The 16,580-nt window shown below is 38.1% G+C and carries 16 protein-coding genes; 7 read left to right on the forward strand and 9 right to left on the reverse strand.

Features of this window, described 5'->3' with window-relative positions; genetic code table 11:
• Positions 1–24: 24 nt before the first annotated feature.
• The 4 genes from ACI6PS_RS00775 to ACI6PS_RS00790 all read right to left on the reverse strand — a co-directional run bounded on the left by ACI6PS_RS00775 (position 25) and on the right by ACI6PS_RS00790 (position 3,249).
• The gene (locus ACI6PS_RS00775; protein ID WP_421010632.1) at positions 25–987 is read right to left on the reverse strand and encodes a D-2-hydroxyacid dehydrogenase; all 963 of its coding nucleotides are present in this window, start codon (positions 985–987) and stop codon (positions 25–27) included.
• Between the two features lie 320 nt (positions 988–1,307).
• Entirely contained in the window at positions 1,308–2,381 is a 1,074-nt protein-coding gene (gene serC, locus ACI6PS_RS00780) for a 3-phosphoserine/phosphohydroxythreonine transaminase (protein ID WP_421010633.1), read from the reverse strand.
• Positions 2,382–2,627: 246 nt separating this feature from the next.
• Positions 2,628–2,957 carry a CCC motif membrane protein gene (locus tag ACI6PS_RS00785; protein WP_421010634.1) on the reverse strand — a complete coding sequence of 110 codons (330 nt, stop codon included), beginning with the start codon at positions 2,955–2,957 and terminating at the stop codon, positions 2,628–2,630.
• A gap of 25 nt (positions 2,958–2,982) precedes the next feature.
• Complete coding sequence (locus ACI6PS_RS00790; protein WP_421010866.1) at positions 2,983–3,249, reverse strand: DUF2752 domain-containing protein; 267 nt, start codon at positions 3,247–3,249, stop codon at positions 2,983–2,985.
• A gap of 121 nt (positions 3,250–3,370) precedes the next feature.
• Here ACI6PS_RS00790 and ACI6PS_RS00795 point away from each other — a divergent pair, with 121 nt between their 5' ends.
• Both ACI6PS_RS00795 and ACI6PS_RS00800 read left to right on the forward strand, forming a co-directional pair.
• Positions 3,371–3,556, forward strand: coding sequence for a hypothetical protein (locus ACI6PS_RS00795; RefSeq protein WP_421010635.1), 186 nt, complete (start codon positions 3,371–3,373; stop codon positions 3,554–3,556).
• Entirely contained in the window at positions 3,546–4,088 is a 543-nt protein-coding gene (locus ACI6PS_RS00800) for a Smr/MutS family protein (protein ID WP_421010636.1), read from the forward strand. The genes ACI6PS_RS00795 and ACI6PS_RS00800 overlap by 11 nt, the downstream gene beginning before the upstream one ends.
• Here the strand turns inward: ACI6PS_RS00800 and ACI6PS_RS00805 are convergent, their stop codons facing one another.
• Positions 4,089–5,093, reverse strand: a complete 1,005-nt coding sequence (locus ACI6PS_RS00805) for a hypothetical protein (RefSeq protein WP_421010637.1) — start codon at positions 5,091–5,093, stop codon at positions 4,089–4,091.
• Positions 5,094–5,267: 174 nt separating this feature from the next.
• Between ACI6PS_RS00805 and ACI6PS_RS00810 the strand changes: the two genes are divergently transcribed.
• On the forward strand, positions 5,268–6,395 hold the full coding sequence (locus tag ACI6PS_RS00810) for a cysteine desulfurase family protein (RefSeq protein ID WP_421010638.1): 1,128 nt from the start codon (positions 5,268–5,270) through the stop codon (positions 6,393–6,395).
• A 69-nt stretch (positions 6,396–6,464) separates the two neighbouring features.
• Here the strand turns inward: ACI6PS_RS00810 and clpB are convergent, their stop codons facing one another.
• Positions 6,465–9,053, reverse strand: a complete 2,589-nt coding sequence (gene clpB, locus ACI6PS_RS00815; RefSeq protein ID WP_421010639.1) for an ATP-dependent chaperone ClpB — start codon at positions 9,051–9,053, stop codon at positions 6,465–6,467.
• A gap of 157 nt (positions 9,054–9,210) precedes the next feature.
• Here clpB and ytxJ point away from each other — a divergent pair, with 157 nt between their 5' ends.
• Together ytxJ and ACI6PS_RS00825 are read left to right on the forward strand one after the other, a co-directional pair.
• On the forward strand, positions 9,211–9,603 hold the full coding sequence (ytxJ, locus tag ACI6PS_RS00820) for a bacillithiol system redox-active protein YtxJ (protein ID WP_421010640.1): 393 nt from the start codon (positions 9,211–9,213) through the stop codon (positions 9,601–9,603).
• A 60-nt stretch (positions 9,604–9,663) separates the two neighbouring features.
• On the forward strand, positions 9,664–10,293 hold the full coding sequence (locus ACI6PS_RS00825) for a hypothetical protein (protein ID WP_421010641.1): 630 nt from the start codon (positions 9,664–9,666) through the stop codon (positions 10,291–10,293).
• 39 nt (positions 10,294–10,332) lie between these two features.
• Here the strand turns inward: ACI6PS_RS00825 and ACI6PS_RS00830 are convergent, their stop codons facing one another.
• Entirely contained in the window at positions 10,333–11,517 is a 1,185-nt protein-coding gene (locus ACI6PS_RS00830; protein ID WP_421010642.1) for a hypothetical protein, read from the reverse strand.
• A gap of 289 nt (positions 11,518–11,806) precedes the next feature.
• The gene (locus tag ACI6PS_RS00835; protein ID WP_421010643.1) at positions 11,807–12,199 is read right to left on the reverse strand and encodes a hypothetical protein; all 393 of its coding nucleotides are present in this window, start codon (positions 12,197–12,199) and stop codon (positions 11,807–11,809) included.
• 185 nt (positions 12,200–12,384) lie between these two features.
• Between ACI6PS_RS00835 and ACI6PS_RS00840 the strand changes: the two genes are divergently transcribed.
• On the forward strand, positions 12,385–13,824 hold the full coding sequence (locus ACI6PS_RS00840) for a tetratricopeptide repeat protein (protein ID WP_421010644.1): 1,440 nt from the start codon (positions 12,385–12,387) through the stop codon (positions 13,822–13,824).
• A 52-nt stretch (positions 13,825–13,876) separates the two neighbouring features.
• On the opposite strand, the gene fahA is transcribed toward ACI6PS_RS00840, so the two are convergent.
• On the reverse strand, positions 13,877–15,160 hold the full coding sequence (gene fahA / locus ACI6PS_RS00845) for a fumarylacetoacetase (RefSeq protein WP_421010645.1): 1,284 nt from the start codon (positions 15,158–15,160) through the stop codon (positions 13,877–13,879).
• Between the two features lie 110 nt (positions 15,161–15,270).
• Here fahA and glyA point away from each other — a divergent pair, with 110 nt between their 5' ends.
• A complete protein-coding gene (glyA, locus tag ACI6PS_RS00850) occupies positions 15,271–16,545 on the forward strand; it encodes a serine hydroxymethyltransferase (protein ID WP_421010646.1) in 1,275 nt (424 codons plus the stop codon).
• The last annotated feature ends 35 nt before the right edge of the window (positions 16,546–16,580 follow it).

Consider the following 16,580-nt stretch of genomic DNA (forward strand, 5'->3'; position numbering starts at 1 on the left):
ATGCAAAAAAGTGATATAAAAAAATTAAATTTCCACTTTCAACAAGCTGATGATTTGTTCCGCCAATTCTGTCCCAATTCTGTCCTGAGCTTCCAAAGTTGCAGCTCCAATATGCGGTGTCAACGAAACTTTTGGATGCATCAAAACCTGAACGGCAGGTGTAGGTTCCTCTTCAAAAACATCCAATCCTGCAAACAAAACTTTTTCGCTGTCCAAAGCCTCAATGAGTGCCACTTCATTGATCACACCGCCGCGAGAAGCATTGATGATTCCAACATTGTCCTTCATCAATTCAAATTCTGCCGTGTCAATCACATAACCACCATCCTGAGCCGGAACGTGAAGCGTGATAAAATCCGAATGCTTTAATAAGTCATTCATAGGTTCGGTCAAAATTTCTACGTTTATAAACTGACCGTTATAGAAATCGACTTTAATTTCGGCCTTGCCCAAAAATTTATCCGCTGCAATAACGCGCATTCCAAGACCCAAAGCAATTTTTGCAACCGCTTGGCCAATTCTTCCAAAACCAATGATACCAAGGGTTTTTCCTCTTAATTCAATTCCGTTAGCGTAGGCTTTTTTCAAACCCTCAAAATTAGAATCGCCTTCCAAAGGCATATTTCTATTGGAATCGTGCAAAAATCGAACACCCGAAAACAAATGTGCAAAAACCAATTCCGCCACCGATTCAGACGACGAAGCCGGAGTATTGATCACGTGTTTTCCGTTTGCTCGTGCATAATCCACATCAATATTATCCATCCCGACACCACCTCGGCCGATGATTTTCAATCCCGGGCAATTGTCAATAATGTCCTGGCGAACTTTCGTTGCACTTCTCACCAAAAGCACCGAAACATCATTGTTATTGATATAATTAGCAACTTGTTCCTGCGCCACTTTTGTGGTAATTACCTCAAAACCGGCACTTTCCAAAGCCTTGATTCCACTTTTTGAAATCCCATCGTTGGCTAAAACTTTCATTTATTTCTATTTAAAAAATTATTTTTTATTACAATTGAAATTGATTTTTGCAATTGATATTGTTTTTTTAAGGAGCTATTCCCGCTTTCCGTTCCAAGCTCTTGTCAAAAACCTTTTTTTCTAAGTCAAAAAAGGAGCTTCTCCCGAAGTTTCGGGAGTAGCTCTTTTTTGCCAAGAAAAAATAGGCTTTTTGCCTGCGAGGCTTTCCACTACAATCGGGGCTAAAACCCAGATTGTGCTTTAATCTTTATAAAGAACTATTTTCTCAAATTCTAAATTCAAAGAAATCGTAATCTAAGAAGTCTAAGATTCTAAGAAGTCTAAGCAGTCCTAACTTCCAATTCCTTCATGACATCTACCAAAACCTGAACGCTTTCCAATGGCAAAGCATTGTACATCGACGCTCTGTAACCACCAACAGAACGATGACCTGGAAGTCCAGAAATTCCAGCTTCTTTCCACATCTTGTCAAAAATTTCCGCATGAGATTCATCCTTCAATAGAAAAGTTGCATTCATATTCGAGCGGTCTTCTGCCACAGCTGTTCCTTCAAACAAAGGATTTCGGTCGATTTCTGCATATAATAATTTGGCTTTTGCCTCATTAATGTTTTCAATTGCTGGAATTCCGCCTTGATTTTTCAGCCATTGCATCGTCAGCAACGAAGTATAAACTGCAAAAACTGCCGGAGTGTTGTACATGCTTTCGGCCTTGATGTGCTTTTCGTAATCCAAAATACTTGGAATGCTTCTTCCTGTTTTTCCGAGCAGTTCTTCTTTTACAACCACCAAAGTAACTCCAGCAGGACCCATATTTTTCTGAGCTCCCGCATAAATCAAATCAAATTTAGAAAAATCCAGTTGGCGGGAAAATATATCTGAACTCATGTCACAGACCAATGGAATATCCGTCGTTGGAAATGATTTCATTTGTGTTCCAAAAATAGTATTGTTTGAAGTACAGTGAAAATAATCGGCATCACTCGGAATTTCAAAACCTTTCGGAATATGATTGTAATTTTGTTCCTTAGAAGATGCCACAACCACTGTTTCACCAAAAGCTTTCGCTTCCTTGATTGCTCCAGAAGCCCAAGTTCCGGTATCCAAATAAGATGCTTTTCCGTTTTCCTTCAATAAATTATACGGAACTCTCAAAAATTCCATGCTTGCACCGCCTTGCAGAAATAGAGCCTGATAACCTTTGCCTTCAAGACCTAAAAGCTCCAAAGCCAAAGCCCTAGCTTCTTCCATTACGGCAACAAAATCCTTGCTCCTGTGCGAAATCTCCAAAATGGACAAACCAGAATTATTGAAATTTAAAACCGCCTCTGCTGATTTTTCGAAGACTTCCTGAGGCAAGATGCATGGACCTGCACTGTAATTGTGTTTTTTCATCCTATTTTATGGTGTAAATTTTCTAAAAACAAATTTCAGAAAATAGGAGTAAAGATTAATTTACATTTTGATAATAATTTCATAAGGTTATCAACAAAAACGTTGTAGTTGGATGTTTTTATCATCGGTTTAATTAGATCTATTTGAATGTATTAGAATAAAAAAAAACCATTTATATTGCTTTTAAACAATATAAATGGTTTTTGAAATAAAGCAAAAATGACTTTATCAAATATGTTGATCAGCCTATTGCCCTTGCATTTCCATGATTCTTTGTTGCAATAATTCTTGATTGTTCAAGGCTTCCCATCCAAACATCGCTACAGCAGCAACAATACAAAGGATACCAATTACATTCAATACAATTCCAATAATAGCTAAAATTTTTCCTGTTTTTACGTTTCCGTAGTTGTCATATCCATCAGGATTAGAATTGTAAAGAGCTGTGTCTTTTTTGGCCAAAACCAGAGCGATGATTCCAAATACAAGACCTATTCCGTAAAAGCAACATCCAGGAATAGAAAGAATTCCAAGTATTAAAACGGCAATCGCATTAGGTAATTTTTGTTTTTCCATGATTTTAAAAATAGTTATTTAGTTATTATTGGTTTAAGATTTTATAAATGTAAGAAATAATCATAATTAATCCGTTAAGAATCCCGAGTGTAATGATTATTTTATGGTAATTTCTTTTTTTGTCTAAAAAATGTAAGGCTACAATACCAAAAAAAGCAATCAAAGTATAGATGGCAGGAAACATAAAAAAAGCTTCCGTAAATTCACCTCTAAAGATTAAAGCCAGTGATCGTTGCATTCCACAACCCGGACAATCTATTCCGAAAAGTTGCTTGTTCATGCAGGGGATCATATAATCTTCTAACTCCAAAATGCTTTCTTTTACTGCAATTTTACAAAATAAAAATAAACTTTTTTGTTTTTAAAGTTTATTATTTCAAAGTTCTTTACTTTTGGAATCCAATTTTATGATAATGAAGAAACTACTTATTCCTATCCTTTTTGTGTCAGGTTTTGTTCTGTTTTATGAACAAAGCAAGGACAATCCAAATATTTATATCACTGCCGCATCGATAGTAGTTTTGATGTTCGGACTCATGAAACTCAATACAAAAATACCCCATAAAAATAACGATAAAGACCAAAATAATGTTTTATAAAGGAGATAAGGTAACGGTTCTAGACGATGCAATCGATGGTGTAGTTTTGTCTGTAAAAGGCGATAAGGTTACTATTGAAACGACGGATGGTTTTGACCTAACATTCGAAGCTAGAGAGCTCATCAAAATAGGAGGAAATGATTTAAATATCAATATTGCTCCAAATCTGACACAGATCCTAAAAGAAAAAGAAATACCAAGACCTAGAAGTTTCGTAAAAGAAAAGAAACCAAAAAGCGAGGCAGGTGTGCCAGAATTTGACCTGCACATCGAAAAACTGGTGAAGAATTTCAGAGGAATGAACAATTATGACATTCTTACTTTGCAAACCGAAACTGCCCAACGCCACATAGAGTTTGCCATCAAAAACCGTATCCCGAAGATTGTTTTCATCCACGGAGTAGGCGAGGGTGTTTTAAAAGCTGAACTAGATTTTCTGTTAGGAAGATATGACAATGTTGCTTTCCAAGATGCCAATTACCAAAAATACGGACTTGGCGCCACGGAAGTTTACATCAAACAGCAAAAATAATTAAGGAACAGTAGTCTCGATTGATCCAAAAATAAAATCTCTTCTAAGTTTAAAATTTTGAGAATTCCTGGCCATTGTCACATTTTTCAATGTGATGGTATGTTTGTAAAGATTGTCGTCTGTCTGCTCAGTTACAACTTCTATTTTTCCTGTATTTTCATCTACACTACTATTTGCTGCCCATAAATGTTTAATGGCAGGAAGATCAGGCTGGGTTGTACTACAAAAATAAGCCTCTGTCAGCGGATTTATGTTTGCTCTTGAAAAAAAGCGGTAGGTTAAAATATTTTCAGCATTCAAATACCGAACTTTTGGAGCTGAAATATCATTGGAAAATAAATAAGCGGCATCTGCTTCACTTAATTGGAGCGACATTGACTGGTCATTTGCATATCTGAAAAGTAGTTTATGACCATTATCTGTACATTCTTTTATGCTGCCCAAATTGTCAAATAAAAATCTTGGAGCCTCTGTCCTGTATGTTACAGTAGGTAACGATTCATTTCTTTGGTTCCCATCAGGTGTATTAAAAGTAATATCAGAAAATGAAATAGTATGCAGGTATTGCGTAATGTTGGTAGCGCCTTCGGGATTTTCCTCAGATTTTATAACGGTAGTTCTAATAAACATTTTACCTCCAGCTGCAATTCGTTCTTCTGTTACAACCGGATAGGAAGCAGGAACTCCCGAGAGAGGGCATAGGCTTGTTGCGGTAACATTGTCATTATAAGTCCTGTAAATTAATTGATTTGTAGCGCCAATTTCTAAACCTATATATCCAATTTCCAAGCTATCAGTAGTAACGCTATTGGTAAAATTATTTTCTGACAGCTTTAGAATTAAGGCTCTTTGGTCTGTAGTTTTATAAATAAAAAAGCTTCCTGTAGTGCTATTACAAGGAGCTGCAGCAGTTTCATTAAACTCAAATGAAACTTCTTGCATATCGCCATCATCACAACCTACAAGGAAAATTGACAAAACAAGGAAACCTAAAAATCTTTTCATTAGTGATACTATTTTACGCAAAAGTAAATAAAAATAATACAATTCATAACAGCGGTATCATAATGAAATCACAAACCTAAAAAAAGTGAAATAAAAATACACCAATTCTATTTTTAATTCGTTTTAACAGCCATAAGAAATCACCAAACTAAAAAATGCATTAAATTTGCAACCATGAAAAAAGTTTACCTAGACAACGCCGCAACCACACAAATCCGACCAGAAGTAATCAATGAAATGGTCAAAATAATGTCAGAGGATTATGGAAATCCATCCTCAACACATAGTTTCGGGAGAAGTTCCAAAAGTATTTTAGAGCTTTCCAGAAAAACAATCGCAAAGTTATTCAATGCCACTTCTCAGGAAATTATCTTTACATCCGGTGCTACCGAAGCCAATAACTGGATTCTCAAAAGTGCCGTTACAGATTTAAAAGTACAGCGAATCATTACCTCAAAAATAGAGCACCACGCCGTTTTACACACCATCGAAATTCTAGCTTCAACCTACAGTATTAAGGTTGATTATGTGAAAATAAAACCAGATGGAACTGCAGATATCAATCATTTGGTTGAATTGCTTTCGGATAATGTTCCAACGCTTGTTTCCTTAATGCACGTCAACAACGAAATTGGCAGTATTTTGGACATTGAAGAAATTGGGAAAATATGCAAGCAACATCAGGCCTATTTTCATTCGGATACGGTACAATCGATAGGAAAAACAACTATCGATCTACAACAAATACCAGTCGATTTTATAGTGGCAAGTGCCCATAAATTCCACGGACCTAAAGGCGTCGGTTTTGCCTTCATAAGAAAAGGACTTTTGTTACATCCTTTATTCTATGGCGGAGAACAGGAAAAAGGCCTTCGTCCGGGAACAGAATCACTTCATAACATCGTCGGGATGACCAAAGCGCTCGAAATTTCTTATGATTTATTGGAGGAAGAAAAAAGCCATATCCTGAATTTAAAAAATTATACCATCAAGCAATTGAAGGACAATTTTGAAGGGTTGAAAATCAACGGAAATCAGGAAAAAACATTCTACAATATCCTTAACGTTTGCATGCCTTTTTCAGAAGCAAAAACTTCTATGATTTTGTTCAATCTGGATATGAAAGGAATTGCAGTTTCCAGGGGAAGCGCCTGCCAATCGGGGAGTTTAAAGCCTTCTCACGTTTTGGCTGAGATTCTAAACGATGAAGATATCAAGAAACCTTCCCTCAGAATTTCCTTCAGCCATTTCAATTCAACCGAAGACATCGATGCCTTGATTGACGTTCTAAAGGGAATTTAAAAATAAAAAAACCGGAGACTTTATAAAAAGTGCTCCGGTTTTCAACTAAAAAACCAACCAAAACGTATCTTACTGGTTTCTGAAAACCAATTTTCCGTCAAAAGCATCAATCAAAATAATACTATCAGTTTTGATGCTGCCACCCAAAATTTCTTTCGACAGCTGATTCAAAACTTCTCTTTGAATTACACGTTTCACAGGTCGTGCACCAAATTGCGAATCATATCCCTTATCGGCCAAATAATCAATTGCCTCTGGAGTGGCATCCATCGTGATACCTTGCTGCAAGAGCATTTTGCTAACCGATTTCAATTGCAATCCCACGATCTGACGAATATTATCCCCGCTCAAAGGTGTAAACATTACAATCTCGTCAATTCTATTGATGAATTCAGGACGAACCGTCTGTTTCAACAATCCTAAAACTTCGGTTTTTGCCGCTTCGGTTGCGGCTTCAACGCCACCTTTCAGATTTTCAAATTTTTCCTGAATAATCTGGCTCCCCATATTCGAAGTCATAATGATGATCGTATTCTTGAAATCCGCCAATCTTCCCTTGTTGTCCGTCAATCGTCCTTCGTCTAAAACCTGCAACAAGATATTAAAGGTATCGGGATGCGCCTTTTCGATCTCATCCAATAAAATAACCGAATAGGGTTTCCTTCTCACGGCTTCTGTCAATTGTCCGCCTTCATCATATCCCACATATCCCGGAGGCGCACCAACCAAACGGCTCACACTGTGGCGTTCTTGGTATTCGCTCATGTCAATTCGAGTCATTGCATTTTCATCATCAAACAGATATTCCGCCAAGGCTTTGGCCAATTCAGTCTTTCCAACTCCGGTAGTTCCCAGGAAAAGGAAAGTCCCAACAGGTTTTTTCATATCCTGCAAACCGGCACGGCTTCTTCTCACGGCATCACTGATGGCTTGTATTGCTTCTTCCTGACCCACAACGCGGTGGTGCAATTCGTCTTCAAGTTTCAAGAGTTTTTCCCTTTCGCCCTGAAGCATTTTCATAACCGGAATTCCGGTCCATTTGGCAACCACTTCGGCAATATCTTCACGGGTTACTTCTTCTTTTATAAGTGAATTACCGCTTTGATTTTCCTGCAATTCCTTTTGAAAAGCATCCAGTTTCTCCTGTGCTTCCTTGATTTTTCCGTAACGGATTTCGGCCACCTTACCGTAATCGCCATCACGTTCTGCTCGTTCTGCATCAAATTTCAGGTTTTCAATGTCTGTTTTGATGGCTTGGATATTGTCCACAACATCTTTCTCCGATTTCCATTTGGCATAGATTTCATTTCGATCCTCCTTCATATTGGCCAAATCAATCCCTAGAATCTTCAGCTTGCTCTCGTCATTTTCACGCTTGATGGCTTCAATTTCAATCTCCAATTGCATGATTTTTCGATCCAAGACGTCCAATTCTTCTGGTTTTGAGTTGATTTCCATACGAAGTTTTGAGGCAGCCTCGTCCATCAAATCAATAGCCTTGTCCGGTAGGAAACGGCTTGTAATATAACGCTGTGATAACTCAACTGCAGCAATAATAGCATCGTCTTTGATTCGGACTTTATGATGTGTCTCGTATTTTTCTTTGATTCCACGTAAAATTGAAATCGCACTTTCCGTATCCGGTTCGTCCACGATTACTTTCTGGAATCGTCGCTCAAGCGCCTTGTCTTTTTCAAAATATTTCTGATATTCATCAAGTGTCGTCGCCCCGATGGCTCTCAATTCTCCACGCGCCAAAGCGGGTTTCAAAATGTTTGCAGCATCCATTGCGCCATCACCGCCACCGGCACCAACAAGAGTATGTATTTCATCAATAAAAAGCACAATATCACCTTCGGCAGAAGTCACTTCTTTTACTACAGATTTCAAACGTTCCTCAAACTCACCCTTGTATTTTGCGCCAGCGATTAAGGCTCCCATATCCAAAGAATAAACCACTTTGTCTTTTAAATTATCAGGAACGTCACCGTCAACAATTCGGTGTGCCAAGCCTTCTGCAATGGCGGTTTTTCCAACTCCTGGTTCACCGACCAGCATCGGATTGTTTTTGGTTCTTCGGGTTAAGATTTGCAACACACGGCGGATTTCTTCATCACGACCAATAACGGGATCCAGCTTTCCATTTCGAGCCAAATCATTGAGGTTCTTCGCATATTTGTTCAAGGAATTATAGTTCTCCTCGGCCGATTTGGAAGTTACCCTTTCGCCTTTGCGCAATTCTTCAATGGCGGCTTTCAATCCTTTTTCGGTAACGCCTTGGTCTTTCAAAACCTGCGCAACCTTGCTTCTCGAACCAAAAATGGCAAGGATGAGATGTTCGATTGAAACAAATTCGTCGTTCATTTTCTTCGCAATGATTTCGGCTTCGTTCAAGGCCGAATTAGCGTCACGCGAAAGTGTAATAGTTCCGCCAGAAACTTTTGGAAACCCCTGAATGAGGCTGTCCAAAATTTGTTGGAACAGATCCACGTTAACATTCAGTTTCTTCAATAAATAAGGTGCAACATTTTCGTCCACCTCAAAGATGGCTTTCAGCAAATGTTCGTTCTCAATTTGCTGTTGCCCGAAGCTTTGGGCAAGCAATTGTGCCTGCTGTAAAGCCTCTTGCGATTTGATTGTAAAATTATTTATGTTCATATTTTTATTTTAAGTTTAACGCTTTAAAGATTTTGATTCTCTAAATTTGATAAGGGAATTTCAAATTATATTCCAATCAGTAAAAACTGACAAATTGTCTGTAATTCAGTAGTTTTTAATCAAATTACACAGACAAAATGTCCTAAAAAACGACAAAATGAGTTTATTCAATTTTTTTGGGAAAGACGATAATAAAGATAATGCATCTTCAAATATGGATTGGAATGCTTTAACAGATATTAAACAGTTGGACGAAATTACCGAAGAATCAAACGGAAATCCGATTTTGATTTTCAAGCACAGCACCCGATGCAGCATCAGCAGGTTTGCGCTAAAGCAGTTTGAAAGTGAGTTCAATTTGGAAGGATCAATCAAGCCATATTTCTTGGATTTATTGATGTACCGTGATATTTCAAATGAAATCGCCGACCGATTTGGAGTCCAGCACCAATCACCTCAAGTAATTTTAATAAAAAACGGTAACGCCATCTACAACGCTTCCCATCAGGACATCGAAGCAGGAAGATTAGATGCTCTAGTCAGTAATTAACCTAAAAAAGAAGCTCCAAAACAAAAAAGTACTATTTTTGGCGACCGCTAATCATAGTTTATGTTCCAAAAGCTTTTCCTTTTTACGTTAAAAAGACTCATAATCCTGTCCATTGCAGGAGTAGTCATCTCCGTTCTCCACAGCCAGGACCTTATAGTGATGTTCATTTTGGCGGCTTTCACAGGATTGGTCTACCTACGTAAAAAGAAAGCAGGCAATTATAAACTTTACTTTTTAGGCTTTGTAATTTCAGCATTGGGAGGTGTTTTGGCCGAAACTTGGGGAATCCAAAGCGGTCTCTGGACCTATCACGATCTTTCAAACGGTCGCGAGTTTCCCTATTGGTTGCCTTTCGCATGGGGATTGGCCTTTTCATTCCTTTACAGTTTTGAAATATTTTACATCAGAACATTAAAACTAAAATCACTCCAAAACAAAATCATCCTGACCATTTTTGCCTCCACATTACTGCCAACAGTAGGCGAAATTGTAACCGTACAGATGGGCGTTTGGACTTATCATTCAGAGTATAAGATATTCGGAATCCCTTATTATGCAATCGGTTTGCTCGGATTGTTCCATACCGCGACTTTCCTTGTTTTGTATTGGATTAACCTGCATTGGAAAACAAACGATCCAGTTTTTTCCACACAAAAAATTTCAGAAATGCAACCACAAACAAGTGCATAAAAACAAAAAATCCGAAGCTTCAAACTTCGGATTTCTTATTTATTTCCTGAATTTATTCTGAACAATTATATTCTTCAGCTTCGCCTTCAAGTCTTCGCCCGTATCATAAACCATTTGTTCGTTTGAAGGAAATGGAACAGGTCGGTTTCTAAAATAAGGTTGATATTCCTTCTCAATAGCCCTCAAGTCGCCCCTGTATTTCGCATAAATATTCTCAAAAACAAACTCACTCGAGATAGGGAAGGTCTGCATCAGTTGATTGGTTTTCAAATCCAGGTAATCCACTTTTGCCACCACTTGGGCCGACTTAAACTGACGGAATTCATTGATCTTTATTTTTACAATCTTGATATTATCCACCATAACATCTTTTCCTAAACTGTCCTTAACAACCCTTCCACGCGCGTCCAGCAGTTTCTTTTTGCCATCCACAATCTCCCTTTCATTCACAAACTCGCGCTCCTTTATCTGCTCAGGAGAAATATTAATCTGACGGAAATTCACCAACATCGCATAATCATACGTCGTGTTTTTTTGCTTGTTGCTATGGTAAACCGTCCATTTATCATTCAAACCATACGTGCTGAAATCCAAAAGCGCCGTTTGCAAATCAACAGGAATAATAATCTTCGTTTCATTCTTAGTATAAACGTGCACAAAATCAGTCCCTTTAAACTTCGCATCGTCCATCAATTTTCGCACATCCTTATAATTTGGAGTCAACTGATCCAGGTAAACCAAATCATCATAAGCACGACGAAAATTCACCTTGTCTCTTGTACCCAAAAGCCCCTTCGCATTGTCATACAAATACCTTGAAAGCGCATTCTTGCTGTCAATAATCTGATCCGTATAATCATCAAAAGGAAATTTCGCATCACGCCCTTCCTTCAAAAGTTTCAACGGAAGAAGCGGACGAATCCTTTCCTGACGCTTGTTCAACTGAACATACGTATTAAAAACCTCTTCAAAATTCCTCGGATTCGCATCTTTAACCAGCATCGAAATACTTCTCAAATCGCGGTCCTTCGCCTTCGCAAAAGCCTCCTCCAGCAAATACACATAGTCCTGCTTTCCTTTTTTGTCCTTGTTGTTTCTCAGTCCTTCAACCGCCTTTGCAATCGCGGCATCATAATCGCCCGAAGCAACCATGCTTTGCGTTTGCTTCACGCCACAAGCCATGGCAACCAGCAGTAATAATAAGAGTAGGGTAGTTTTTTTCATTTTTGGAAAATTTTAGCAAATATAATTTTTTTAAGGAGCTATTTGCTGCGCCAGTCGCAAAAAGCTCGTGTCCGGCTGTCCGTTGCAATCTTTTATTTTTTTAAAGAAAAAAAATAAAAGGATTTCTCCCGAAACTTCGGGACCATCCGGGCTAGGGCTTTCGGGACACAATTCAACAATAGTGCCACAAAATAAGTTCAGGCTTTTTACCAATCTCCACTCCAATCATCCCTGAAAACTACTTATCATTTCCAAAAGCATAAAAACAAAAAACGATAACACAAGTAGCTCAAATTCCCCTCCTATTGAGCGGTGCCCGAAGGGCGGGGTGGTTATTAATGCGACAACCTTTGAAAACCCTCTGACAACCTTTGAAACCCTCTGACAACCTTTGAAACCCTCCGACAACTTTTGAATTCACTCCGACAACCTTTGAATTCGCTCCGGAAACCTTTGAATAGGCTCCGACAACTTTTGAATTCACTCCGACAACCTTTGAAAACCCTCCGACAACCTTTGAATAGGCTCCGACAACTTTTGAATTAACTCCGACAATCTTTGAAATCCCTCCGACAACTTTTGAAATCCCTCCGACAACTTTTGAATTTCCTCCGACAACTTTTGAATTCGCTCCGACAACTTTAGAAATTGTATCGACAATTTTAAAAAATCCATATACCATTTTAAAAATCACACTTTGTATTCAAAAGCATATATTTAAAACATAACAAGGAAACTACATCCTAATAAAGTATGTTACTATTTCAAAAAAATGTATTTTTGGAAATAAAAACTTTCAAAATACCCCTTGGAGGTTTTATAAATTTAAGTCAGATTATTAATTTTACTCAGAAAGAGTCCATTAGGATGAGATTATTACATTTGTTTTTTTGCATCTTAGTTTCAATTTTTGGATATGCACAAGTTTCAAAAGCCCATATCGATTCTCTGATTACGTATGAGAACTCAAGGCTTAGAAAGGAAGGCAAATTCGAGGAGTGTATCATCTTGAATAAAAAAATAATTGCTCTTTCAGAACAAAAAAAGTACATCCGCGGAATAGGGTGGGGCTATAAAGGATTGGGAAATTCCCTTGGAAATTTAGGGAGATATAAGGAAAGCCTCGACTACTTGAACCTCGCTAGGGAAAAAGCAAACATCATCAACGATTATGAGTTGAAATCCTTAGTGGCAAATGAAATTGGAAAGAACTACAACGATCAAAAAGTAGCACCCCACCAGGCCATAAAGCAATTCAAATTAGCAGAAGAATTTGCCCACTCTATAAAAGACAAATACGACCGGGAAACACAATTGCTTTATTCCTACGAAAATCAAGCATCAGCCTATTTTGGCATCAATGTTCCAGATTCTGCAAAAATATATTTACACAAAGCAATGAAGATCGAAGAGAATACATATGATGCATCTTCATTGGCACACTATTATTTGAAACATGATGTAAATCTCGATTCTGCCCGTCATTATCTTCAAGTAGCAGACAAATTATTAAAAATACATCCCGAACCTTTTGAATCGATATTGGTACATAATAAGTGGGGACATTATTACCGATTGAACAAGCAATATGCAAAAGCAATTGAATATTATGAGCAGGCTTTAAAATATGAAAAGCAAGTAAAGGATGTAAATTCAAGATCAGAATCGTTATTGCAAATGTCAGAATGCTATCAATTACTAGGAAATACAGGTGAGTCAGCCAAATACCTAAAACTTTATAGCACACTCCTGGACAGTATAAATGCCGCCTACGCAAAAGAGGTCGGACATACGGTAAACAACATTATCAAAGATGAGAAAAAAGAAAGCCAAGAAAAGATAACCAATCTTCAACTTAAGTTATGGGGTTCGATAGTATTTGCGGTGATTATCCTTGGAGCAACAGTATACATATATGTGAGAAATGAAAAAAGAAAGAAATCTATAATTGCAAAGTCAGAAAGTCTCTTAACCGAAAAAGACAATGAGTTACAGTCTGTTCAAAAGAAGATCAATCCTGCATTTGAAAGTTTGCTGGAGCTCGCACGTCAAAATCATCCAAGTTTCTACAGCCGTTTTCAAGAAACCTATCCCAATATTCAACAAAAATTATTAGAGATAAACCCAGACCTGCAGTTAAGCGAATTTACGCTTTGTGCCTACATCTATCTTGATTTTCAAACAAAAGACATTGCCGCTTATACTTTTAAATCTATCAGAACCATCCAGAGCAGGAAAAATAGACTCAGAAAGCGACTGGATATTCCCTCCGATGAAGATCTTTATCTTTGGATCAAACAACTCTAATTAAAAAAGCCTGACTGTTGAGAGTCAGGCTTTTTTTAATATTCTAATAAAATTATTTTCTTGTAAATGGAGGAAGCAGTTTACTGCAAACTTCTCCAAAACCAATTCTCACATCAGAGTTGATACAATATCCTCTCATCCTCACGGAATCTCCATCATTGATGAATTTACGTTCAGTACCGTCTTTCATCTTGATAGGATTTTTTCCGCCCCAGGTCAATTCAAGCATCGAACCGAAACTGTCTTCGGTTGGTCCAGAAATAGTTCCAGAGCCCATCATGTCACCAGAGTTTACACGGCATCCGTTTGAAGTATGGTGTGCTAATTGCTGGCTCATCGACCAATACATATATTTAAAATTAGAACGGCTCACAACTGTTTCTTCTCCGTTTTCTGGTTCGATTGAAACCTCTAGGTTGATATCAAAAGCATGTTTTCCTTTTTGTTGCAAATAGGGAAGTGGCGTTGGGTCTTGTTTCGGTCCTTTTGTTCTAAAAGGTTCCAAGGCATCCATCGTAACAATCCAAGGAGAGATAGACGAAGCAAAGTTTTTCGCCAAAAACGGTCCAAGTGGCACGTATTCCCATTTCTGGATGTCTCTCGCGCTCCAGTCGTTCAATAATACCATACCGAAAATATAGTCTTCCGCTTCGTGAACCGGAATATTCTCGCCCATTATATTGGCATCAGTTGTAATAAAAGCCGTTTCCAATTCAAAATCAATCAATCTTGAAGGCCCAAAAACGGGAGTCGTTTCGCCATTCGGCAAGGTTTGTCCCATTGGTCTATGAACCGGAATCCCTGATGGAACGATTGAAGAACTTCTTCCGTGGTAGCCTACAGGAATGTGCAACCAGTTTGGCAACAAGGCATTTTCTGGATCACGGAACATTTTTCCAACGTTCGTAGCGTGTTCCTTGCTCGAATAGAAATCAGTGTAATCGCCAATCAAAACAGGCAATTGCATTTCAACATCCTCAATATTAAAAACAATAACGTCTCTATGTTCTGCATTGTCTCTCAGTTCTGCATTTTCTGCATCAAATAAATCTGCGATTCGGTTTCTCACCAAGCGCCAGGTCTTCTTTCCATCGGAAATAAAATCGTTTAGCGTGTCCTGCATAAACATATCGTCGGTCAAATCAATTCCTTCGAAATAATTAAGCTGTTGCAAAGCACCTAAATCGATGGCGTTATCGCCAATTCGGGTTCCAATTGTGATGACATCATCTTTAGTCAAGAATACGCCAAAAGGAATATTTTGTATGGGAAAATCGCTGTTTTCAGGAACTTCTAGCCACGATTTTCTATGGGGATTGTTAGCTGTTATGGGCATTTTGTATGTTAGTTAGTTTGTTGAAAATTGAGTTATCAAATATATAATTATATGTCAATTTAACAAACGCTTTTTGTATTTTTGCTGAGCTTTTAACGAAATATTATCAAATGCAACACGACAAACAAATTTTCGACCTTATTCTTGAAGAACAAGACAGACAAATACACGGATTGGAGCTTATTGCTTCAGAGAATTTTGTGAGCGACCAAGTGATGGAAGCCGCAGGTTCATGCCTTACAAATAAATATGCCGAAGGTTATCCAGGCAAAAGATACTACGGAGGTTGCGAGGTAGTAGATGTTGTAGAACAAATCGCTATCGATAGAGCAAAAGAATTGTTTGGTGCCGAATATGTAAACGTGCAACCACACTCAGGATCTCAGGCAAATACAGCTGTTTATGCCGCATGTTTGAAACCGGGTGATAAGATTCTAGGTTTTGATTTATCACACGGTGGTCACTTGACACACGGTTCTCCGGTAAATTTTTCAGGAAAACTATACACGCCTGTTTTTTATGGTGTTGAAAAAGAAACTGGACAATTCGACTATGATAAAATCCAAGAAATTGCTACAAAAGAGCAACCAAAAATGATTATTGCAGGAGCATCAGCTTACTGCCGTGATATGGATTTTGAACGTTTCCGTAAAATTGCAGACAGCGTTGGAGCTCTTTTATTGGCAGATATTTCGCATCCAGCTGGTTTGATCGCAAAAGGATTGATGAACGATCCAATTCCACATTGTCATATCGTTACAACTACTACTCACAAAACATTGAGAGGACCAAGAGGAGGAATGATCATGATGGGGAAAGATTTTGAAAACCCTTGGGGATTGACTACACCAAAAGGCGAAATCAGAATGATGTCTTCTATTTTAGACCTATCTGTTTTCCCTGGAAATCAAGGTGGTCCATTGATGCACATCATTGCCGCCAAGGCAGTTGCTTTTGGAGAAGCCTTGAAAGATGAGTTTTTCACCTATTCACTTCAAGTGCAAAAAAATGCAAAAGCGATGGCAGAAGCCTTCATAAAAAGAGGTTACAACCTTATTTCTGGAGGAACAGACAATCACATGATGCTTATCGATTTGAGAAACAAGAACATTACAGGTAAGGAAGCTGAAAACGCATTGGTGAAAGCTGAAATTACAGTAAATAAGAATATGGTTCCTTTTGACGACAAGTCACCTTTTACGACATCAGGAATCCGTATCGGAACTCCAGCCATCACAACACGCGGTTTAGTTGAAAGTGATATGGAAACAATCGTTGATATGATCGACAGGGTTTTGATGAATCCAACTAACGAAGAAATAATCGAACAAGTTGCCGATGAAGTAAACGAAATGATGGGCGAAAGAGCGATTTTCGTGTTCTAGAAATACCTTTATATAAAGTCTAAACCCATACAATC

It is taken from the genome of Flavobacterium sp. PLA-1-15 (assembly GCF_049060005.1).
Lineage (GTDB): Bacteria > Bacteroidota > Bacteroidia > Flavobacteriales > Flavobacteriaceae > Flavobacterium.